The 20,905-nt window shown below is 61.0% G+C and carries 23 protein-coding genes and 1 pseudogene; 15 read left to right on the forward strand and 9 right to left on the reverse strand.

All coding sequences use genetic code 11. The features are described 5' to 3' along the window. Positions 1-120 precede the first annotated feature (120 nt). From EC86_RS29630 to EC86_RS29645, 6 genes and pseudogenes are all read right to left on the reverse strand, one after another. Positions 121-1,089 (reverse strand): annotated as a pseudogene (locus EC86_RS29630) (ISAzo13 family transposase). Beyond that, entirely contained in the window at positions 1,086-1,340 is a 255-nt protein-coding gene (locus EC86_RS29635; RefSeq protein WP_029528155.1) for a hypothetical protein, read from the reverse strand. Before EC86_RS29635 ends, EC86_RS29630 begins: the two are co-directional and overlap by 4 nt. Before the next feature lie 228 nt (positions 1,341-1,568). Then, on the reverse strand, positions 1,569-1,967 hold the full coding sequence (locus EC86_RS28110) for a helicase C-terminal domain-containing protein (protein ID WP_084181710.1): 399 nt from the start codon (positions 1,965-1,967) through the stop codon (positions 1,569-1,571). After that, entirely contained in the window at positions 1,849-2,202 is a 354-nt protein-coding gene (locus tag EC86_RS29120; RefSeq protein ID WP_029528156.1) for a hypothetical protein, read from the reverse strand. The genes EC86_RS28110 and EC86_RS29120 overlap by 119 nt, the downstream gene beginning before the upstream one ends. A 114-nt stretch (positions 2,203-2,316) precedes the next feature. Continuing rightward, positions 2,317-2,583, reverse strand: coding sequence for a hypothetical protein (locus EC86_RS29640; RefSeq protein WP_029528157.1), 267 nt, complete (start codon positions 2,581-2,583; stop codon positions 2,317-2,319). Between the two features lie 27 nt (positions 2,584-2,610). Further along, positions 2,611-2,937 (reverse strand): hypothetical protein, encoded by a 327-nt coding sequence (locus EC86_RS29645; protein ID WP_198026889.1) that lies wholly within the window; start codon positions 2,935-2,937, stop codon positions 2,611-2,613. A gap of 401 nt (positions 2,938-3,338) precedes the next feature. Here EC86_RS29645 and EC86_RS27295 point away from each other — a divergent pair, with 401 nt between their 5' ends. The 6 genes from EC86_RS27295 (at position 3,339) to EC86_RS0122925 (ending at position 7,863) form a co-directional block, all read left to right on the forward strand. Further along, positions 3,339-4,427: a ParB/RepB/Spo0J family partition protein gene (locus tag EC86_RS27295; protein WP_051676297.1), complete on the forward strand. Its 1,089-nt coding sequence runs from the start codon at positions 3,339-3,341 to the stop codon at positions 4,425-4,427. A 223-nt stretch (positions 4,428-4,650) separates the two neighbouring features. Continuing rightward, on the forward strand, positions 4,651-5,247 hold the full coding sequence (locus tag EC86_RS0122910; protein ID WP_029528160.1) for a hypothetical protein: 597 nt from the start codon (positions 4,651-4,653) through the stop codon (positions 5,245-5,247). After that, a complete protein-coding gene (locus EC86_RS0122915; RefSeq protein ID WP_051676298.1) occupies positions 5,244-5,894 on the forward strand; it encodes an RES family NAD+ phosphorylase in 651 nt (216 codons plus the stop codon). The genes EC86_RS0122910 and EC86_RS0122915 overlap by 4 nt, the downstream gene beginning before the upstream one ends. Before the next feature lie 116 nt (positions 5,895-6,010). Then, complete coding sequence (locus EC86_RS30115) at positions 6,011-6,157, forward strand: IS4 family transposase (protein ID WP_408633935.1); 147 nt, start codon at positions 6,011-6,013, stop codon at positions 6,155-6,157. A gap of 174 nt (positions 6,158-6,331) precedes the next feature. Beyond that, positions 6,332-6,577 carry a helix-turn-helix domain-containing protein gene (locus EC86_RS0122920; RefSeq protein ID WP_029528162.1) on the forward strand — a complete coding sequence of 82 codons (246 nt, stop codon included), beginning with the start codon at positions 6,332-6,334 and terminating at the stop codon, positions 6,575-6,577. After that, a complete protein-coding gene (locus EC86_RS0122925) occupies positions 6,574-7,863 on the forward strand; it encodes a type II toxin-antitoxin system HipA family toxin (protein WP_051676299.1) in 1,290 nt (429 codons plus the stop codon). Before EC86_RS0122920 ends, EC86_RS0122925 begins: the two co-directional genes overlap by 4 nt. 77 nt (positions 7,864-7,940) lie before the next feature. On the opposite strand, the gene EC86_RS29130 is transcribed toward EC86_RS0122925, so the two are convergent. Continuing rightward, the gene (locus tag EC86_RS29130) at positions 7,941-8,513 is read right to left on the reverse strand and encodes a hypothetical protein (RefSeq protein WP_156955460.1); all 573 of its coding nucleotides are present in this window, start codon (positions 8,511-8,513) and stop codon (positions 7,941-7,943) included. A 623-nt stretch (positions 8,514-9,136) separates the two neighbouring features. Further along, positions 9,137-9,376: a hypothetical protein gene (locus EC86_RS29135; protein ID WP_156955461.1), complete on the reverse strand. Its 240-nt coding sequence runs from the start codon at positions 9,374-9,376 to the stop codon at positions 9,137-9,139. Between the two features lie 8 nt (positions 9,377-9,384). Here EC86_RS29135 and EC86_RS29140 point away from each other — a divergent pair, with 8 nt between their 5' ends. From EC86_RS29140 to mobF, 4 genes are all read left to right on the forward strand, one after another. Next, complete coding sequence (locus tag EC86_RS29140; RefSeq protein ID WP_156955462.1) at positions 9,385-9,777, forward strand: hypothetical protein; 393 nt, start codon at positions 9,385-9,387, stop codon at positions 9,775-9,777. 312 nt (positions 9,778-10,089) lie between these two features. After that, positions 10,090-11,640, forward strand: coding sequence for a ParB/RepB/Spo0J family partition protein (locus EC86_RS0122945; protein ID WP_084181711.1), 1,551 nt, complete (start codon positions 10,090-10,092; stop codon positions 11,638-11,640). Positions 11,641-12,016: 376 nt separating this feature from the next. After that, the gene (locus EC86_RS0122950; RefSeq protein ID WP_156955463.1) at positions 12,017-12,361 is read left to right on the forward strand and encodes a hypothetical protein; all 345 of its coding nucleotides are present in this window, start codon (positions 12,017-12,019) and stop codon (positions 12,359-12,361) included. Beyond that, positions 12,358-16,017 (forward strand): MobF family relaxase, encoded by a 3,660-nt coding sequence (gene mobF, locus EC86_RS0122955; protein ID WP_029528168.1) that lies wholly within the window; start codon positions 12,358-12,360, stop codon positions 16,015-16,017. Before EC86_RS0122950 ends, mobF begins: the two co-directional genes overlap by 4 nt. Before the next feature lie 402 nt (positions 16,018-16,419). Here mobF and EC86_RS0122960 read toward each other — a convergent pair whose 3' ends face one another. Continuing rightward, a complete protein-coding gene (locus EC86_RS0122960; RefSeq protein WP_029528169.1) occupies positions 16,420-16,665 on the reverse strand; it encodes a helix-turn-helix domain-containing protein in 246 nt (81 codons plus the stop codon). A 129-nt stretch (positions 16,666-16,794) separates the two neighbouring features. Here EC86_RS0122960 and EC86_RS0122965 point away from each other — a divergent pair, with 129 nt between their 5' ends. From EC86_RS0122965 to EC86_RS0122995, 5 genes are all read left to right on the forward strand, one after another. After that, complete coding sequence (locus tag EC86_RS0122965; RefSeq protein ID WP_156955464.1) at positions 16,795-17,232, forward strand: hypothetical protein; 438 nt, start codon at positions 16,795-16,797, stop codon at positions 17,230-17,232. Between the two features lie 348 nt (positions 17,233-17,580). After that, a complete protein-coding gene (locus EC86_RS0122975) occupies positions 17,581-17,937 on the forward strand; it encodes a hypothetical protein (protein ID WP_029528171.1) in 357 nt (118 codons plus the stop codon). A gap of 565 nt (positions 17,938-18,502) precedes the next feature. Beyond that, on the forward strand, positions 18,503-18,727 hold the full coding sequence (locus EC86_RS30635; RefSeq protein WP_408633936.1) for a BPSL0761 family protein: 225 nt from the start codon (positions 18,503-18,505) through the stop codon (positions 18,725-18,727). Between the two features lie 167 nt (positions 18,728-18,894). Next, entirely contained in the window at positions 18,895-19,143 is a 249-nt protein-coding gene (locus EC86_RS26590; protein WP_036773966.1) for a BPSL0761 family protein, read from the forward strand. Positions 19,144-19,326: 183 nt separating this feature from the next. Next, positions 19,327-20,811: an AAA family ATPase gene (locus EC86_RS0122995; protein WP_029528173.1), complete on the forward strand. Its 1,485-nt coding sequence runs from the start codon at positions 19,327-19,329 to the stop codon at positions 20,809-20,811. Positions 20,812-20,905: the final 94 nt, after the last annotated feature.

Below are 20,905 nucleotides of genomic sequence, written 5' to 3' on the forward strand. Positions count from 1 at the left end.
GTTCGCAAATTAGGGCGGGCCAGTAATCAAACTGAGGTGCCCATCGAATTTCGTCTTCAGCGTGTCGCACTTATAACGCCAGGGATTGCTAAGGATGTGGCCAAAAATAACTTCCCGAGCTCAGCCATTGGCCGGAACGGCCCGGTAGTTCCAGCGGGGCAGATGCACATCGAAGACGATGCGCATGTTTGCCAAGAAGTCTGCTGCGACTTTTTTGCCTTTGACGTAGACCCCGCCAAGCACCTCGGCCGTCACCTTCAGACCGGTGGTCGTTTGGGCCTTTGCCATGAACTGCCGGGCGATCTCCACCGTGTGGAACGTTACGCCCTGGCAGGCACGCGTCACATGGGCAAACAGGCGGTGCTCGATCGGGTTATGTTATGAGCAGTACGGCGGGTAGTGCGCGATGCGGATCTCCAGCCCAAGGCGATCCGCCAAGTCCTGCAACGCCTGCTTGAACACATGGCGGTTCGACGCGTTGGAGCCGCCCCCGTCGCACAGCAGCAACAGCCCCTTGGCATCGGGGTAGTGTTTGCAGCCGTGCTGGCTCCACCAGTGCGCAATGCAGGCGCAGCACAACTCGCTCGTCTCCGTGCTCGTGTTCAGGTGCATGTGACCCTCGTTGCGCGCCAAGTCATACAGCCCGTGCGGGATCAGCTTGCCTTGTCCTGCGCTTGGGAAATCATGATCAAACGTTTGCACTTGCACTTGCGCCTGCGTGTGGGTCTGGCCCTCGCGGGCGAAATTGCCGATCAGCTCCTTTTTCTTCGTGTCGATGCTGAGCACAGGCTCGCCCTTGGCCAGATACTCCGCTTTAATTTGGCCTATGTTTTCGAACTGCGCGTTGCGATCCGGATGCGCGCCCATCGACTTTTTCTTGCCCGCCTTGCGCGTACCCAGCCCGTGCTTTTTGAGCAGCTTTCGCACCACGTGGCGGCTCGCCGGCGTGCCCATGGAGGCCAAGCGCCGGCTGATCTCGCGTCGGGAAAGGTTCGTCCACAGCACGCCCTGGCGCATCGGATCGCCTGCCGTGAACTCGGCCAGCAGCGCGAGAAAATTCTCCTCAAGCGCAGCGGTACTGGCAATCAGCTGCCTGCGTCCACCGCCTTTTTTCGAACCCGGCCCGGCGCCAGATCAACGGGCAGCGCCAGTTCTGTCAAACCTCTGCGCACCGTCTTGGCGTCCAGGCCAAACAAACCCGCGATGGCGCTGATGCCCCCGTTGCCGAGCTTGGCCGCCTCAACCGCCGCGTAGCGCCGACGATCCTTTTCCGACAGCGTTGCGAACAGCCGCTTCATCTGTACCTCAATGTCTGGCCTGTAACCCGTCTGTGTGCTCATCGCTGGATTTTATGTAGCCTGGCCTGATTCTTCAAAAACCAATCGGGCAACGCCCAATTTTGATCAGGTATGGGAAGTTATTCCTGGCCGCATCCTCAGCAGCATGCTTGCTGATCCAGTTCTCGAAGAATTGAACTGGCGAGCTGTTGTCTAGCGGTAGTTTGTTAAATCCAAAGATAAATTTTGATTCCTTGGCTGGCGTTCAAGGCGCCGAGCAGCGCGGCGAGTTCAACCGGCAGGGGCGCGCTGGCACAGGCTGACTACCCGAGGCACGGACAAATTGTTGAACGGGTCGCGCCGCTGGCCCATGAGCCACTCTACCAGTGACTCCTCGGCCGGCGAGCTCGGCGGCGTGAACGGCAGCTTGTCAATGACGACGTGCTTGCACAAGGAGCCTGGCAGGTCGATGCCTTCGCCAAAGGACTGCAGGCCGAAAATGATTGCGCGCGCAGGCCGTGCTCCCTGAGCAGCTCGGTGCGCGAGCGCACGCCCTGGACCAGCACCTGATTCACAAGTTCTGGGGCAGTGCGCCATGGCATGCCTGCATTTTCTGTATGGAGGTGAACAGCACCAGCTGACCATGCCGATGCCCGCGCAGCAGCGCCGGCAGCATGTCGCACAGCTCATCAGAAAATCCCGGGCTCCTGCGCAAATGCGTCATGCGCGCGATGCGCAGCTCGTCCTGCACGGCGTAGTCAGAGGGCGACACCACGACCAGGCTGCAGCGCCTGGGGAAGCGGTTCATGCCGCTCAGGCGGTCAAAAAAATCAAACCTGCCGCAGGCGGTCAAGGTGGCCGAGGTGCAGACAGCGGCGCTGACCTGATTCCACAGGTGCCTGGACAGCACTTGGGCCGCCGTCATCGGGCTGGCGCACAGCCCAAGTGTCCGGCGCGGTGCCGGCTGCGTTCTCGGCCCACTCGATCCATTGGGCCCACGGCACCCAGTCATGCGTGGCCCAGGCACTGAGCAGTTTGTCTAGGATGTCCAGGCGCTCCAGGTACACGCCGAGCTCGACGCCGGTATGGCTTTGCGCCTCGCCGCTGGGCAGGCGGATTCGCTACCGGGCACCACGCCTTCAATCACGCTTTCCAGGCGGCTTTGGCAGACGTAGCGGGCCCGGCCCTTGAGGATGTTGAACGTCAGTTCGGGAATGATGCCCGCCAGGCGCGGCAGGTCCTTGTGGATGAGTTGCTCTTGCAGCGCCACGGTGGCGGTCGAGACAATCACGGTTTTCTTGAGCACCTCGGCCGCGACAAGGGCCGCCAGGCATTAAGCCATCGTCTTACCCGTCCCGGTACCCGCTTCCAGTTGCGCCAAATGGTTGCCGCTGCGTTCTTCGTCTTCGGGCGTCTTGGCCGACAGGAACGTCAACAGGCACGCCTGCATCATTGCGTACTGGCCTGGCCGGACGATGAAACCCGGCCAGTCAGCGGCAACCTCGCCGTAGAGCAGCTCCAGGCGGATGCGCGCCGCTTCGAGCTGCTCGGCACCGATCCCGTGCTCACACGCGTACGCGGGCACGACAGCAGGAAGCGACCCAAGGCCAGCGGCCGGCCGCGCTGGCGAAGCAGGGGTTGGCATTGCAAGCGAGCGCATGGCCCTGATTGTGGATGACGATGCCCACAGCCCTCATGAAACACCAAAATTGACTCGGCAGGTGTTTGCCGTTCAAGCCGGGTATGAAGTTCATTGCGTTGAAATTGCGGGGGACAGGCAGAGTAGGGCAGCGCACAAGCTGGATTTCGCATTTGCAAGTCTTTGGTGCTGACCCACGTTGACCGCAAGCCAGCAGTCTTGCATGGTGCAAGGCATGCTGGTGGGTTTCACCGTGCAACACAACCCAGTCAGGCTCCTGCACCCTCATGTGCGGTCCTGTTCGCCGAAAGCACGAACGGTGTCAAATGCACCGCTGCCTGCCATGCCAATGAAAAAATCCGCAGCATCCTGGGCGCCGTTCCCGATAAGATGGGCGCCTAGCCTCAGGTGGCTTTTCACTTATGACCAACGACGACCTTTTTCCCTTTTCAGCCCAGCAGGCCCCCCGGCCCGTCATTTCCATCAAGCCTAAAGCCCGCCTGCCCGAAGCGACTCGGGCCAGCCTGCGCGCGGCCATCGCCCAGCCAGGCGAGGCGCTGCGCCTTCGCCTGAGTGACATCGACGAGGACCCGCACCAGCCTCGCACCGTCTTTGATGCGGCCGAGCTGCAAAGCATGGCCGACAGCATCCAGGCCCATGGCGTGGTCCAACCCATCGTGGTCCGCCCGCCTGTGAACGGACGCTATCTGCTGGCCTTTGGCGCGCGCCGCCTGCGCGCGTCCCGGCTTGCCGAGGTGCCGGACATTCCTGCGGTGATTCGTCCGGCGGGCTCGGGCGACTTTGCCGAGCAGCTCGTTGAGAACCAGCAGCGCGCCGACCTCTCCAACTCTGACCTGGCTGCGGCCATCGCGCGGCTGGTGGGCGAAGGCGCGAGCACCAAAGACATCGCCGCGCTGTGCGCGCTCAAGGACTACCAGGTCGCTGCCTTTCGGCAGGCGGGCAACTTCCCGCCCGAGCTCGCGTCTCGCCTGGACACATCCGACATGCGCGCGCTCTATGACCTGTACCGCCAGTGGGGCAAGACGCCAAGAGAGGTCGTGGCCGCCTTGCCGGAGGAGGGCGTGTTCATCAGCGTGACCGAGGCCAGGCGCATCATTGGCGCGATCACCGGCAAGCCCACCGGCTCCATTGTGCTCGAGCGCGTTCGGGCGCAGGCTGCGTTTGAGCAGAGCAGCGAGACGCTTCCAGGCGGTGAGCCCAACACACCACCCCCGGTGCGCGAGCCTTCCCCGGAAAAACCCATCCCACCCATCGAGGAGCCGCCTACGCCAGAAGACTTGCCAGTGCAGGCTAGGTCTAAAGTGGCCCCGGGTACTGTGCAGGCGCCTGGAACCGGTGCGCCCGTGTTCCTCGTCGCTGCGCGCGACGGGCGCAGCGGCCAGCTGGTGGTGGACAGGTGGGCCAAGCGGGCAGGGTGGGCGCTTGTCCTTTACGCCACCGGCGAGGAGGAAGTGGACGCTACGCAGCTGCGGATCGTTCGTATCGAGTAAACCAGGGGACGGCCATATGCCTTGTTAGACTACTGCGCCCTTTCAAGCAATAACCGGCCAGCGCTTTCGACTGGGACTTTCAGAGGTTTATGGAACCGATTGGTAACGAACAGGCATCGCTCGATGCATCTTCAGTCACATCTGACCAGCAGGTGGCCAAAAGTTTTTTGCTACTAGTGCTAATTTGTTAAAATATGAGCACATATAGCATCAGGAGAATTTCATGCAGGTGCAGTTCGCAATCGACATCGACCCCAGTAGGGCGGCTCGCGTCACAGACAGCGACATCAAAGATGTCCAGCGCTTGATGGCCAGCGTGGTGGACATCGCCTTGAGCCTGCGGCCAGCCCGACGCCAGGACAAGCGCGATCAACTGGTGGCCCTGCTGCTTGAGGACGCCCCGCTCAGGCCGCTCGATGTCAAGCGCGCCATGCTTGAGGCAAGGGCATTAAGTGCAGTGCGGGACGGCACGGAGTGGCTCACGGCTACCGAGGTCGCCAAACACGCCAACCTGGGCTTGGCCAACCCCATAGCAACCATCAGTCGTTGGAAGCAGCAGCGCCGGATTTTCGCGCTGCACTCGGGCGGAAAAGACTACTACCCGCGGTATGCGCTGGGTACGGACTTTCATCCGTTGCCGGTGATCAAAGACATTATGGCCGTGCTGCCCAGCCATGACCCCGACCTGCTGGCCGCCTGGTTCGACAGCACTTCGCGCTTTCTTGGCGGCAAACGCCCGCGCGAACTCATGGCTACCGCGCCGGCCAAGGTCCTCGCGTGCGCGCGCAACATGATCGAGGTTCAGGAGAACCACGGTTGAGCTGGTTCGATGAGGCCCTGGCTGACGGTCGCCTGAAGCCGCCGAAGGTCAGCATGCTCGACTTGGACTTGTCCCTGCTGTGGCGCGTTTACCCCGAAAAGTACGGCGTGGGCGGTTTCAATGGGACTGCGCTGGGTAACGCGCGGTTTTCTCCGCTGAGCATCGCCGGCGCGGTCGTGCCGGCCTTGTACGCGGGCGGCACGCTGGACGTCGCGCTCATGGAAACCGTCTGGCACGATGTGCCCACCGCATCAGAGGGATTTCATCTGGTGCTCAACGAGTCGACCGAGACGCGTCGCGTGGGCTCTTTGAAGCCTTCCATGCCACTGAGGCTGGTCGATCTGACAACGGTCGGCTTACGACGCTTGGGACTCGCCCGCTCTGACGTCATCGACAGCGACCCGTCGGAATACCCGCTCACCAGGCAACTGGCGGCTTGGCTGTACGAGAATAAGCCGCAGGCCCAGGGCATCTGCTGGACCTCGCGCCAGTTCGACGAGGGCAAGGCCGTAGTGCTGTTCGAGCCGCGGATGAGCTCGGTCAAACTGGTGCCAGAAACGAAGGATGAGATCTTTACCGACGGACCACATCTGGAGGCAGTGTTGACCCTTGCCGAGCGCCTGGGGGCCGCCGTCATCGTTCGCTGATTCGCGTTTTTGAGTTCACAGCGTGCAGCGCCGGAAAGGGCATGAGTGGCAGTCCAATGTGCAGCACGGCTTCGCCGCAAAAGTATTGCCAGTAGACGCCCACGCTTAACGCTGTGGTGCGCTCGATTGCCCAGCGAGGTGGATTTCTGGGAAGAAAGCACGATGGCAAGCCGGGTGCAAGAACAATTTGGTGGGTATGCAGGAGATTGCCGTCTTCGTCGAGGGTGCTCGTTATCCCGGCAGCTCAACGATGGGTGACTTAATGGAATGGTCGCCCCGCCCCAAAATGGGACCTGAAAGTGCCGAAATGCCAAGAATGAAACTTCCATTAACGCCTTCTGGATTTCGACTAAAATTTTACCGATAGGTCATATTTCATTGTCTAAGTCGCTGTTTCTATTAGAATTTACCGATCGGTTTAATTGAGGACAGTATTCATGGATTCCACAGACCTCAGAGCGGGCGTCACCATCTCGTCAACCGAGGAGCTGGGCCAGCTCTTGAAGCAGCATCGAAAGTCGCAGCAGATCACGCAGGCTACGCTTTCTGGCATGGCGAACTGGGGCGGGCGCTTTATTGGCGACGTCGAAAACGGAAAGCCGACTGTGCGGGCTCAGATGCTCTTTGACCTCATCGGCTGGCTGGGCCTGGAAATCGTAATCCGCAAGAAAGGTCCGAAATGACCAGGGCGCTCGATGTGCTGGTGGACGGCAAGCTCATTGGCCACCTTTATGACAAGGACCCGCTGGCCTTTGTGTATTCGGACGATGTCCTCAATGGCCTGTTGCGCTCGCCTTTTTCCAGCGTCATCGCCTTGGCGCCGGGCGACATCGCCACGCCTGCCGTTCTGGCTTACTTTGAAAACTTGTTGCCAGAGGGAGACCAGCGGCGAACGCTTGAAGAAAAGCACCACGCGACTTCGGTCTTTGGCTTGCTCTGGAGTGCAGGGTGGGACACTGTGGGGGCCATCGTTCTGCAACCCAGCGGATCGGACTCAAACATCCCCGCCTACGTCAAAAGCAGCTGGACTGAAATTGCACAAATCATTGCGGGCCATGGCGTGCCGCGAGAGTCTTCCAAAGCCTCCATTTCCGGGGCGCAATACAAGCTCCTGCTCTGCCTGGACGGGCAAGCTAACCCGCTGCTGCCTGTGGGCTCCACCCCGTCGACGCACATACTCAAGCCTGACATTGAACGCACCGGACAGAAGATCTGGGCCTCCGCCATCAACGAGACCATCATCATGCGCGCAGCCGGCAAATGTGGCCTGCCCATTGCCAACGTGGACTACGTCGCGGCCGTGAAGTCCTGCCTGGTCGAGCGCTATGACCGACTGGCCAGAAACGGCGTGGTGATCCGGGTCCACCAATCCGACCTTTGCCAGCTTCTTAACACAGTATCAGGCGTCAAATACGAGGTCGACGGGGGACCGAGTTTTGCTGCTTGCTACGCGCGCGTCAAATCCCTCAGCGCGAATCCGCTCATCGACTGCGCCAACTTGCTCAAGTGGCTGTTTTTCAATCTCTACGTTGGCAACAACGACAGTCACGCCAAGAACGTCTCGATGCTCTCCACCAGCGATGGCGAGCGGCTCGCGCCGTTCTACGACTTGATGACTACCACTGTCTACCCCGGTTTTTCAACTCACTTTGCCTTCAGCATTGGCGGGACATTCAAGCCCGGTGAGATTGGCCCCGGTGAGTTGAAAGACCTCGCTGATTCGCTCAATGTGTCTGAAAAATACATGCTCAAGCTGGCCAAGGAAATGGCCGACCTGATCAATCCGGCCATCGAGGCGTCGATCCTGGAGCTTCAGGCCCATCTTGGTCACCCCGAAAAGACCATGGCTGAGCGTCTGAGCCATGAGGTAGCCAGCATTTGCAAAAAGCGCAGTGCCAGGTTTCTTGCCCGATCGGCCTCGCCTTTCCCAGATGTCGGCTCCACGGCAAAAGACAAACGCGTGTCGTGAACCGGCTTGCCACGCGCTTGGACGTTTTCAATACAAAAAGGTCTGCCAGGCAGGTGTGATGTCCGTCAGTTAAGTATTCACTGGCGGCGTTTTTGTCGAGCACTCCGGTGAACGTATACGGAACCGGACACGCTGGCGAATCCTGCTGCGCCCCCGTCATTACCACGCCAACGAAAAAACCCACGCTGCAGCTTTATCTCCAGTGTGCCTTGACGGCCTCGCAAACGCACGACTTCGAAAATCCAGTTGACGAAATCGTGGCATTCGCAGGCGAGGGCCTTGCCGCCGTGATGACCGCCAAATTCCCAAAAAGTCCTGGACAAGATCCAGTCGGTGCAGGTGCTGCTGCCTGCCATCATCAGCATGGAATCGTGTCCGCCATCGCGTGGAATACGCAGTCGATGATCTTCGGGGTGAGCCACACGATCGGTCGGCACCAGAGCGCGTGTCTTGACCACAAACTGTGTTGACGACTTCGCCGCAACGCAGGGCCCCGCAAGTAGAAATTCTCGAAGCCGTTGTACTCGTGGACGATGAACTCGCCGTTGCCGTGGTTCAGTCTTAATGCCGACATCGAACGGTTTGGAATCGTGATTCCGCAAACGAAAATACCAACGCTGACGATGCACATCATGACTTTGCGTGACCATGCACCCAGACCATCAAACCGATCCTTGGCACGAGCGTGGAGACACGACAAGCTGCCACTTGAATTATGGGATCCCGTGAGCGAACCAATCGGCATGCTATATCCGCCGTGCTGCCATGTTGGGCACCTGCAAGATCAGCGGACTCGCCAAGCTGGCGTAGAAGATCACTACGCAATTTCCACAGAGACTATGCGCGGCGCCAGAATACCGATGAGCTTCACCTGCAGGTGCTGGCCTGTGCAAAATTCTTTCCACCGTACCCCTGGAACTGGATCTGTCAGATGAACTTCAATACCCTGGCTCTCGGCTTGGGCGACGACCATCTCCAGCTCTGGAATCACCGCAGTCACGACGACATTTGCGCTCCACTCTAGAGCGTCGTGCTTGCGAAGCCGGCGCTCGTCCCTGCAGGTTAGCGAATGAGTCGTCGGGCACATTGGTGGCATTGGGAACACTTTCATGATCCGCTTTTAACCTACCCAGAGCACCACTGTCAACCTTGGATTCCGTCAGATTTTTCTGGCGCGAGAATTTGTGAATGAAGCCGCAGGGGTCAGCAACGCTTGCGCAGTCTACGCCGAGGACCATGGGGCCATGGGGCCATGGAGCCTCGGGCGCATTTGTCAAGGCGCCAAAAGCACGCGGGGCTTGGCGCGTGTAATGGCACGCAGGCAACAAACCGGCTTGACCATCGCACTGACGGACTGGTGCGGGCGATGCACGACCATTGGACGATCCAATTCGAACAGCAAAAAAACTCCCTTATTTCTGGGTAAACCAGTTAAAAAAATTGTTTTGGTCGTCACAGCCTTTACTGGGGCGTGCGGCACTTTTTGTATGGCGTCAATAACCATCACCAACATGGTTTTTTGTGAAAAACAAATTTCATACCACACATTTGTCCGACAAAGCGTGCAAATCCTGGCGCGGCGGCAAAACTAAACAGCGAAATGAAAACGGCCGCAAAAAACTTTCAAAAATCGCCTCTGAAAAACTTTTTCTGGCGGCGTTATCAGCATTTTTTTGTTTTTTTGAGCGCTACAGTCTTTGCAATGAATCGAAAAGCGTGCAGTGCCGAAAAGTTATAGCTTGCCAGCACCACACGTTGACGAAACAGATGCTTTCAAAAAGAAAGCACCAGCCCCTTGGCTGCGAAATGCTGTGGATTGCCCGGAATTTAGGCCCTGGACACCCCGCGCTTGCAGCCTCGGATTTTCCCATCAATGACTTGGAACTTCCTGATGAGACTCTCGACGATACCTGATCTGGCCAGTGGCCGCAACGCCCCTGTGCTGATTGATTGCTTTGGCCGCGAACGCGGCAGTGTGCATGGCCGGTGGCATTTGCACCGATGGGGCCGATCCACGGCGCAGCAGACACTGCACGCAAGCGTCGACCGGCGGCGCCGCAAGCCGCCGCGTCCGAGCGCGCAGCGCTAGAACCCACCCTTTCCGCAGCCCGGGAGTTCGCGCTCCCGCATCGCATTTGAAGCACCATTTTTGTCAGGTGCAGCACTGCTGCGCCCGCAAGGCGCCTGTCCATCCCATATTTGACCTTTCCTGAGCGAGGAGCTTGCATGCACACCGAACCGACTCATCCATCCGTGGATACTCTGCCTCCGACTACGACAAAGCCCAACATCGTCAGCGCCGGCAAGAAGGCCAAGCCTTCCAGAACTGCAACACCCAAAGCCCAGGCCGCAAAGAAAAATGGCATGCACTCCAAAGCTGCAACCGTCGAGGTGCCTTTGCCGGTCCTTTCCATGACTTATTACGGCAAGCCCGTGAAACTTGACCCGGCGTTGGTTCAGCTTTCTCCGCGGGCTAACCGGATGCCGTGTTTCGTTGACACGCCTGACTTCAAAGAGCTGATGAGCTTGATGATTGCTACGGGTGGAAACACCGTTCCCGTCCTTGTGCGCCTACTCCCAGACAGCAGCCATGAATTGGTGTACGGGCACCGGCGCCTCAAGGCCTGTGAGATGGCAGGCCTGAAAGTCAACGCGTTGATAGCCAGGAGCTTGACGAACGAGCAAGCCGTTCGGGCCATGGCGCACGAAAACACCGCCCGGCACGATTTGTCTCCCTTGGAGAAGGGGCGGTGGTATGCCCAGCTGCGCAAGGAACGGGTCTATGAAACCGATGGCGCGCTGTCTCGCGCGCTCGGTGTCGACAAGGGCGACGTGAGCAACGCTCTGGCACTTTCTCGTCTGCGAGCTTTAATTATCAAAGCATTCAGCAGCCCGCATGATCTGCAGTACCGCTTTGCCAAGGGGCTCACCGATGCATCCAAGTACAGGCCGATTTACCAGCGCGCCCTTGCCATCGGCAGCCTGCGCAGTTCAGCTACTCCCAGTCTGGACGGGCGGGCCGTCTACGAGATGCTGCTCGGAAAGCGGCTGGTGCAACCCCCTGCTGCGCACGCCAGGGCCACAAATTCTATAGCCATGCCCAGCGCGGTGAAAGACGTGCTGGACGGGACAAGCGGCTTGCCCGAAAAGGCAGTTCAATGCCTGCCTGCAGCCACTGAGGAAGGCGTTATGGTGAGCGGCGAAACCGATCCACCGGCAGGGGACGTTGTTGGACCGTCCAACACCTGGCATCGCCTGTTCTCGGATCCACAGCCAGAAGTCAGCGCCGTCACCGCGCTGCCCGAGGACGTTGCCCAGTGCCCGCCTGCCGCGATGCCTGAGGACGACATGGCTGTCGATCAAACCGCCTCGCTGGAGGGGCCAAGTGTTGGACCGTCCAACATTGGGTGTCCCATATTGACGCACCAGCCGCATGAAGCCGGCGTCGCCATTGAGACCGGTAGCGCCAGAAATGCGGGCAACTGTCTGCCCGCGCAGGCGCTTGAGGGCTTGACGACCGCTGGTGAAAACCTCGCGCCGAAGGAGTTCGCCGTTGGACCGTCCAGTGTCTGGTGCCCGGTCATTAACGCCGAGGCCGATGAGGTCGGTGCAGTGAGCGTTGGTCAGCAGGGTAAGGTGTTGATTCAACTTCACGTCTGGCTCAGCCCGCAGCAGTGCGATCTGCTGGCAGTCGCTTTGGGGGAACTGCTCAGTCATGAGGCGTACAAATGCCCGGGCCTTGCCCATCCGCTGACCCATGGTCAGAAAGCGTCATGAGCCGCTTGCTTGGCGTGCTCACGCAATCGCTCGGCATCGCGGTTGCCTGGCGCCAGGGTAGCCATGCTTGCAACGCGCCAGTGCACGGACAGGTGCTGTTGACACGTGGCCGGACACCCCAGAGTAGCGCGCTCGGCGCAAATGAAGGAAATGGCCAGCGGCTGTCGGGCTGTCAAAAAGTGCCCCGCAAAGCCAGGGAAATCCCATCACACAGACACCCACCTTTGGTGCGGGTCGAAAGACGGGCCCCGGAGCCGGTTCTCCCTATGAAAGCTGGCAAAAATCGGCAGCTTTGCCTTGTATTTGCCGTGCATTACATGAGGGGGATCTGCGCATGACCGGCCGGGCAACGCCAGGCGCATCAGGTGCCAAATCTTTGACTGAGGCCCTTAATTTGCGCGTGTCGCCCGGCATGATGCAGGCCATCCGGGAGGCTGCAAAAAACGAAGCCGTGCCCGTCGCGGATATCGCTCGGCAGGCGCTGGAACGCGACATGGCGTTTCGCGCGGACGTCAAGCCCGAGCGAGCAGTGACCCTGGCCGAGCTGGACCGACGCGTGCAACTGCTGCTCGACCAGCAGGCGAGCATCCTTGTTTACCAACGTGGCAGCACCAGTGCCGCGCACACCAGCGCCCTGCAGGCCATCAAGATCATGACCGCGCTGTCCCTCGTGCTGCAGGCTCTTGGTCTGGACCCTGTGACTGGCCAGGCCGTCCCATGACGGTAAGCTACAAGAAATCTGGCCCGGGCGGGGGCGGCTACTACACCAGCGCCATGACGGCTGGCGGCAAGGCGGTCGACGACTATTACAGTGCCACGGGTGGCAAGGAACTGCCGGGCGCGTGGTACGCCGGAGCGCGGTCTGGAGGAGGGCGCGGCAATGGCCTGGGCATTGAGGACGGCCAGATGTTCGGCGCCGTGCCGGACGCGGGGGATGCGCGCCGCTTTGGCCGCTTTATCCAAGGCTTTCATCCCGAGACCGGCGCGCCGCTGGTGCAAAACGCAGGGGACAGGGGACGCATTGCGCTGCACGACTTCACGCTGTCCGCGCCCAAATCGGTCTCGGTGGTCTGGTCCATGGCCGACGGCGAGCTCAAGTCAGGCATCGAGGCCGCGCAGCAGCGGGCCGCCCGCGAGATGATGGACCTGCTGGGCGAGCACGCCTACACCCGGCAGGGCAAGGGCGGGGTGGTGCAAACGCCGGCAGCGTTGATCGGCGCGCTGTTTGGCCACGGCAGCAGCCGGGAACATGATCCACACCTGCACACCCACTGCGTCGCGTTCAACCTGTGCGAGCGCCCGGACGGCACCACCGGTGCGCTGCAAACGCTCGAGCTCATGCGCTGGCAAGGCGCGGCGGCCAGTCTGGCCCATGCGCGCCTGGCCTGGGAATTAAGAAATCTGGGCCTGGCGGTCGAGAAAAAAGGCAAGCTCTTCGAGATTGCCGGCGTGCCAGAAAAGGTGTTGAAGCAGTTCTCCAAACGCCGCCGCCAAATCGAGGCCGTTGTCCAGGAAGAGCTGCGCGCAGCAGGTATCGATCCGGCCGGCTTTGGGCAACACGGCCGACTGCACGACCGGGCAACGCTCGCGACTCGCCAGGACAAATCGGACCTGAACCGCCAGGCGCTGCAGCAGCGCTGGCTGGACGAGGGCGCCGCGCTGGGGTTCACTACAGCCGAGGCGCAGGCGCTGGTTACGCGCACGCCGGTGGCCGAGCTCACGCGCGAGGAACTGCTCCAAGAAGCGCGCCTGGCCGTGGCCGAACTCACCGGGACAAAAGCGGTGTTTCGCGCTCCAGAGTTGCTCACGCAGGTGGCGGTCCATCTGCTGGGCCGGGCCTCGCCCGGGCAGATCAGGCAGGCGGTGGAGGATGTCAAGGCGCAGGACCTGCTGTCCACGCCGACGCTCAACAAGGCGGGCCAGGACGAGCTTCTGTTCACGACCCGCGAGATGCTGCTGCTCGAGCGCCGGCTGCTGCGTCTGGCCAGGCGCCCGGATACTAGGCACGTGCTGGGCACACCCGAGGCGCTTGGGCTGCCTGCCCAGCTCACCCCGAATCAGCGCGACGCGGCCGTCAAGGCCGTAACCGATGTCAACGCCATTACGGTGATCGAGCATGAGAAAGACACGCCCGGCGGGGACCCCAAGTTCGCCCCGGGCTTATTGCCCGAGCAGCGCAAAGCCGCCTTGAACGCGCTGAGCGACGGCCATGCGGTGTCGGTGATCGAGGGCACGGCCGGGGCGGGCAAGACATTTACTGTGGCTGCGATCAGCCGCGAATTCGAGCGCCATGGTTATAAAGTCACCGGGCTGGCAAGCAGTTGGACGGCCGCAATCAACCTGCAGGCCTCGGCACAGCTGCAGACCGGCCGGGCCATCACCGGCTGGCTGCAGGCGGTGCGCAAAGGACAATTGACGCTCAACGCCAAAACTCTCATCGTCATGGATGAAGCCGGCATGGTGGGCGCCAGGGACATGGTCGCGGTGCTGGACATCGCCAAGACAGCAGGCGCCAAGGTAATATTGATCGGCGACACGCTGCAGCAAAAGTCGATAGCCGCAGGCGACGCGCTGCGCGTGATCGCCAAGGCAATCGGCAGCACCCGGCTCGATGCCATTTTCCGGCAAAAGGACCCTTCCGAGCGCCAGGCGGTGTACGATTTTTTTGCCGGCCGCGCCAAGGAGGGTCTGGCAACCTATGCGGCGCGGGACCTGGTGCACTTCGCGCCCAGCGCCGAGGCGGCTGAGCAGCAGCTGATCGAGGCCTGGATGCGTAGCCGCCAAGCCCATGGAGATAAACAGCACTTGATCATGGCGTCGGACAACGTCTCGGTTCGGCAGCTCAACAACATGGCGCACGCGGCGCGCCAGGCGGCCGGGAGCATCGGACCGGGCCTGCCGCTCGAGACGATGGACTGCCTAGAGCCCGATGACCGCGTGGAGGTGTCCGTGGGCGACGATGTCGTGTTTCGCGTCAACGCCAAGGAGGACCAGGTCTTCAACCGTAGCCGGGGCGTGGTCGAGCGGATCGAGGCGGGCGTTCTCTTTGTACGTCTGACCGGTAGCAACGCGGTGGTCCGGGTCGATCCCAAGGATGAGAAGTGGCGGTATGTGGAGAGCGGCGGCCTGGCGCTGCAACTGGGGTACTGCATCAGCACCTACAGCGCGCAGGGCCTGACGGCCGATCTCACATTTCTGAAAGACTCCACCGTGCTCGACCGCGCTTCGGCGGGCGTGGGCATGTCGCGCCATCGGGAGGGCTGCCAGGTGTTTGTCGACAAGGCGCTGCGTCATCAGGCGAAGATGCGCCATGCGCTGGCCGATGAGTGGACGCCGCTTTCGGCGTTTACTGACGAGGAGTGCTTGGCGCGGATGGCTGCGGGCTGGTCGGCTCAGAAGGAAAAGACCTCGACCCTGGATTACGCCAAATGGGAGCAGGGCGGGGCACGAGTGGATGCCGAGGCCGAGGAGGACATGCAGCGCCTGCGCAAGGAGCGCCTCGCCGCCGGCCGCGCGCTTGCGCGCCTTCGCTTGTCGCCCGCGCCGCGCTGCAAGGCGATGCCGTTTCAGGAGGCCGACACGTATGTGCTGCCCATCCCCCGGCCGCCGGATCTGGTCATGCAAGAGGGCAGCGACTGGCTCACGCAGCGCCACCACGTGCATCCCGATGTCGCGTGGGAGGCAGTGCAGGCAGGGTTCGTATCGTTTGAAGATTCGCAAACGCCCGTCTTCATCGGGTACCGTCCGGGCAGCACAGGTACACCAGGCCGCGCACCTGGCCAGCCGGTGTGCCTGCTCGGCGGGGATGCGCCGCGCACCGAGGCGCTGCGCCATCAGTTCCCGCCCGTGCTGCCGGGCGATGATGAATCAAAGTCGGTTGACATCGTCTCCAGCGGCCTGGAGGCGCTGCAGCTGCAAACGCTGCAGATACTGCGCGGCGAGCCACGCAGCACCGTGATTGTCAGCAGCGACCAGGCGGGCGCGCTGCTGCTGCCCCACATCCGCGCACTTCTTGAGCGGGCTGCTGAAGTTCACAGGCACGACGTGGCACCGGCGGCCCGAATGGACAACACTGCAATGAATGCTGTAGCAGATCAGGAAGCGGCGAGCCAGGCGCATGCCAACGGCAATTACTGCGAGCGAGCGGACTTCGCTGCACAGGCGCGCAAGGCGATGGAGGCGTTTGACACTGAGCGGAATGCAAAGATGAAAGCACGCCAGCGTCGCCCTGACCGCAAGAAGCGAACTCGTATGCCTACGCCATTGACAGCCTGGCGTGCAGGGAAAATTTTCACCAAGAGGCCAGGGTTGGCGAAGGAAAGGAAAAGAAAAATAAAGACACCGGGAAAGCGGCGTCCGGGTTCGCGACAAGGATAAGGATCGGTGCGCAGAAGGCCCGAAAAACCGGGTTATTTGTGCCGTTATGGACCCATGCCGACGCCCTGGCTGAAACGGACGGCTTGGGGCGTTGTAGCCTCGCCGAGACCATCCCCCCTTCGCCACTTCGGCCTTCTTGGGAATGTGTGGCTCCGTGCCCCGCTCCCGCTTGCCTATACCGATAAATCCGCAATGAAGGAACGCCGCGGTCGGTCACGTCGTTGATGCTGTGCCTCAGGCGACCGTCAATGCCTTTGATTTCCTGGGCCGGCCGCCGAACGTGCCGTTTTGACGGGCAGCGCTGGTTTTCGCCTCGCTGGAGACCGTAGCTTGACGGACCCTCGCCAGACGCTTGAACCTGGACTGGTGGCGACTTTAGCCAATATGAATCAGCGCTAACGCTCAACCTTCAGCAGCGTCAGCTGCTTCGTCCGGCAGGTACTCCACCAGATCGCTCACCTGGCAGCCAAAGAATTTGCAAAGTTTTTCCAGGTTATCCGAAGTCGTATTGAAGTGCTTCGGACCCACCATGCGTGACAGCGTGGTTCGCACGATTCCAGTTGCCTCGCTGATTTCGGTCATGGTCAAGCGTCGCTGCTCCCTGTACTCAAAATCTTCCATCAATCGGCGCAATCGAAACCTGAGCATTATTAGGTACCTCCAAATTGTCAATTGTGCAACAGAGCTACGTTTGAGCACTCAAGCTGCATAAATCGATTGCCATTCCTTTTAATTTCGTGCACCATAAGCACATTAGTAACCAAGGAGTGCATTTAAGTGAAATCAAATACGAATGAAATTAATCTTGCATGGGCTGGAGGCTTCATTGACGGGGAGGGTTGCTTGAGAATTGCCAAGCATACCAACGCAGGTGGAGTAAATCCAATCTATCACTTGCACTTGGCCATTAGCCAGAACCGGTTGGAGACGCTCGAGCATTGCCAGAAGATCCTCGGCGTACAAAGCAGTATCTGCCAGTTCCCGTACCGGAAAAGCTTTCGTAGACCTGTGTATCTGCTGACTTACTTGTGCGCCAACGCCCGTGATGCCTTGATACTCCTGCTGCCGTACCTCGTGCGCAAGCAGGCAGAAGCACGGCTGGCGCTGGAGTTCGCGTTGCGCCTGCAGTTGCGCAGGGGCGGGCGTACGCCGCACTCGGCCGAAGAAATCGCCATCCGTGAGGAGTATTACCGGCGCATGCAAGAGCTGAAGTGAACTCCTTTGGTGCCGCAGCCGAGCTTTTGCCAAGCGGCGGTGGGCCACCCGGGGTGCAAAGGCCTGGCAAGCAGAGAGTGCATCAGTCCAGCGCGATTTCTGGCTTGAGTATCCCACTGAGAGGCGATGGACGAGCGCATTGCCAATGGTCACCGACCCGCCAAAACGCTGCCCGAGCATGACCTGTTGCATGGAAAAAACACCTGATCGCGTAGCGTGTACACGCTGCGCGATCGCCTAAAGAAATGTTGTGCATCGGGCCAGTTGACCCTTTACGAGTCGAAGAATCCTGTTCAACATGAATCCAATGCATGCCCTCTGACATGCCCCAAATGAGAGCAAAACGACATGGAAATACTGATTGATTTTTCCACTTGGCGCTGCGCACCCGATGTCAGCGCGCAACCTAGGATAGAACTCGCGGACTGGCGCGTGCTGATGGATTATGAAGGCGAGCGCTTTCTCATCGGTATCCTGCCCAATCGGGCCACGCTGCGGATCACTACTGCCCTGCAGGCCATCGATCCATCCATGCGGGTATGGGTTACTCAGTCGGGTCGCGTGTATGAAACGCCGGGCCCGCCGACTGGGGACCGACAGCTGCGCGAGCAAATGGGCCGGCTGGCCAGGGTTAGCGGACTCGGTGAGGGCAGCTGTGACGTGACCGATGTGGTCTGGCGAGCGATGCGTCTCGCCGTCCAATAGCTGAGAACTCTGCCTTTCATCAATGAAAACCATTTGTCATGTGCCATCTGCCTGCACCACCTTTCCGGCATCCATCCAGAGCCACCGCATCTTCGAGGCCATCCTCGCCTTGCAGTGGGGTCTGAGGTGAATGCATGAACCCGAACCCCAGCCCAGGCCTGCCACCTTCCATTCACCTGATTGGGCCTGTTTCGCGTGAGCCGGTCGCGGTGATGACGCACTGGCGGCTCTTTCAGCTGCTGGGCCAGACCGGCCGGAGCAGCCGCCATTTGGTGGGGCGCGCCGGCGGGGAGGGGCGCGTGTGCAGCGCCCTGGCCAGCCTTGATCTTTTGACACTTACGGCCATTTCAGGGTCGGGGCGCTTTTACCGGCTCCAAGGACCGCCCGGACAGGACCCGGACGCGCAATACGTCTGGGACGCGTGGAGCCGGTTTGCCGGGGCAACGCACGTGAGGGACATCATGCGCGCGCTACTTCGGCTGCGCCGCATGCGGCGCCTGCAGGGAATCGCGCCAGGAGCGCCTGAAACGAATTTTTCACTACCCAAAGGAGCTGAATCATGACCATGCCATACGAGCGAACATGGGCCCTCAGATGCGCAGGGGAGTTTTTGCGCGAAGTGCGGCGTTCCGATGAGTGTCCCGAAGAATTCCGGCGCCAAGCGCACGTGATTCTGCGCCACTATCCCGAGGACTGGGACATCACGTCCCAGTCGCAGCGGTACGACCCGCAGAGCTCCCCATTTTGTTGGCTAGGCCCCGAGGAAAGCCGGGACGAGCCTGGCTCGTAACTGTGCTGTACTGCGCGGCAACTCAGAGGGACGCTTTGGGCGCATCTTGCGGGCTCGTTGCCGAGCTGCACCCCTCGGCCGCCACCTGCCAGGCAAGCAGGCGGCGGCGCGGTCGCTGAGAAATTGTCTTGCCTGCTTTATCAACCACTGCACTCAAAGGAATCGATATGACGATGCCCCACGAACGCACCCGGGCCTTGCGCTGGGCGGGGGAATTTTTGCAGGAAGTCATGGAGTCGGCCGAATGCCCGCCAGCGCTCAAGCAGCAGGCAAAGGCGATTTTGCGCCACTATCCGCAAGCCCACAGCATTGCTCACGAAGCACGCTACTCGAACGAGGCCCACTACTCGGGCACAGCCAGGGCCGGCACGCCGTGGCTGGGTCCGGAGGACCAGTATGACGCGCCCGGATCATGACCGTGCGCTGCGCTCGCCGGCATCCCGGCCACGCTGGTCATGGTGGTCGCGCACAGGGCGTCGGGCAGTCTCCTGGGGCGTGGGACAAAGGACTGCGCCCGGTATGGTGCTTTCTCGTCCCGACAGCAGCCGAGGCGGGCGTGCCATGACATCAATGCACACTTGCACCCGCGGCCGCGCGCCATGAAGCAAGAAGGCGTCGACGAAGACGACGACCAAGACGAGGTCGAGTTTGAGTGGGCGTTTACGGCGCCGCCGTGCCTGCTTTGCCAAAAGGGCCGAGAGTCCAGCGCGTATCCCGGCACGTGCGATAAGTGCGGCATCGCTTACCCGCTGGGCGATGGCGATGAGGCCAAGGTGCTGCAGTGGCTCCAGCAGCCGGCGCGCCAGATGCGCTGCCCGGACTGCGATGAACTGTCCATCGTCACAATGCCCGGCGGCCAGTACCAGTGCTACCGCTGCGAGCCCAGGAAAACGGGGGAACATCAACGCCCGCGCGGGAAAATGCTGGGCGATTTTTTGACGTGCGAGTCGTGCGGATCCCGGCGCGTTGCATACACAACCCAGCGGGCCGTGTGCCTGTCGTGCGACAGCGCCCTGGGCGGCACACTGGCAAAGATGGCCATGGCCCAGCGCAAGCAGTGGAAATCAACCCGTCGATGCGAACTTGAAGGTCCTCAGGTGAAGGTTTTTGACGTGCAGGAGATGGCGGCAAAGATCGAAACGCTCGATACCGGCGATGATGACTCCAAGGGCCGGATCAAAAGCACGATCCAAAAGCTCGCCGACGCCGGGGAAGCCCGGGCGCTGTCCGTGCCCCAGGCGGGCTGGTCCGAACTGCTGCGCGTTTTTGGGGACATGCACCCGAATTTTTCCGAGGTGCTCGAGACCAACGTGCGCCCCACACTGGCGATCGCCGCGGCCGGCGGCCGCGTCCGCCCGGCGCCGGCGCTGCTGCTCGGGGCGCCGGGCGTCGGCAAGTCCTATTTTGCCGACTGCCTGGCCCGTCACCTGGGTATTTCGTCGCTCAAGGTTGACATGGCGGCGCAGACCCATGGGGCCGCGCTGGCCGGATCTTCTGCTTTCTGGTCCAACAGCTCGCCTGGCGAGCTGTTCAAACTCCTGGCGTTCGGCAGCCCGGGCCAGCGGCCCAGCGCCGACCCCTTGGTTTTTCTCGACGAGATCGACAAAGTCAACAGTGACAGCCTGCGCTACGACCCGATGGCCGGCCTGTATTCGCTCTTGGAGGTCGAAAGCGCCCGGCGGTTCGAAGACCAATCGATGACCGGCATTGGCCTGGACGCCTCGTACGTGCGCTGGCTGCTCGCTGGCAACTCGGCCAGGAACCTGCCTGCACCGATTCTGAGCCGTGTCCATGTTTTTGAAATTCCCGAACTCACCCCGGCGCAAAAACGCCACCTGTTTGCCCGCATCTTCAAAATGCTGGTCGACAGCACGGGCCTGGGCGGGTTTAAGGGACAGCTGCCGGAAACACTCATCAAGCCTGTGCAGGGCCTGGGCATGCGCGAATTCAAGACCCTGGCGGGCGTGGCCATCGGCCGGGCATTGCAGGACGGGCGCCGGGAAGTAAAGCTTGATGACTTCAGGCGCCCTGGCGTTGAAGTAACGAGGTTGCCGATGGGCTTTGGATCATCTGGCGCGCGTTGACGCCCGTGCAAGCCGCGAATGGCTCGCCGTCGGGGTGAAAAAAAGGGTTTCTCTATCGGTTCAAGCATCCCGCTGCGTGTGCCATTGCTTCCAA

Origin of the sequence: Polaromonas glacialis (assembly GCF_000709345.1) — a bacterium.
Lineage (GTDB): Bacteria > Pseudomonadota > Gammaproteobacteria > Burkholderiales > Burkholderiaceae_C > Polaromonas > Polaromonas glacialis.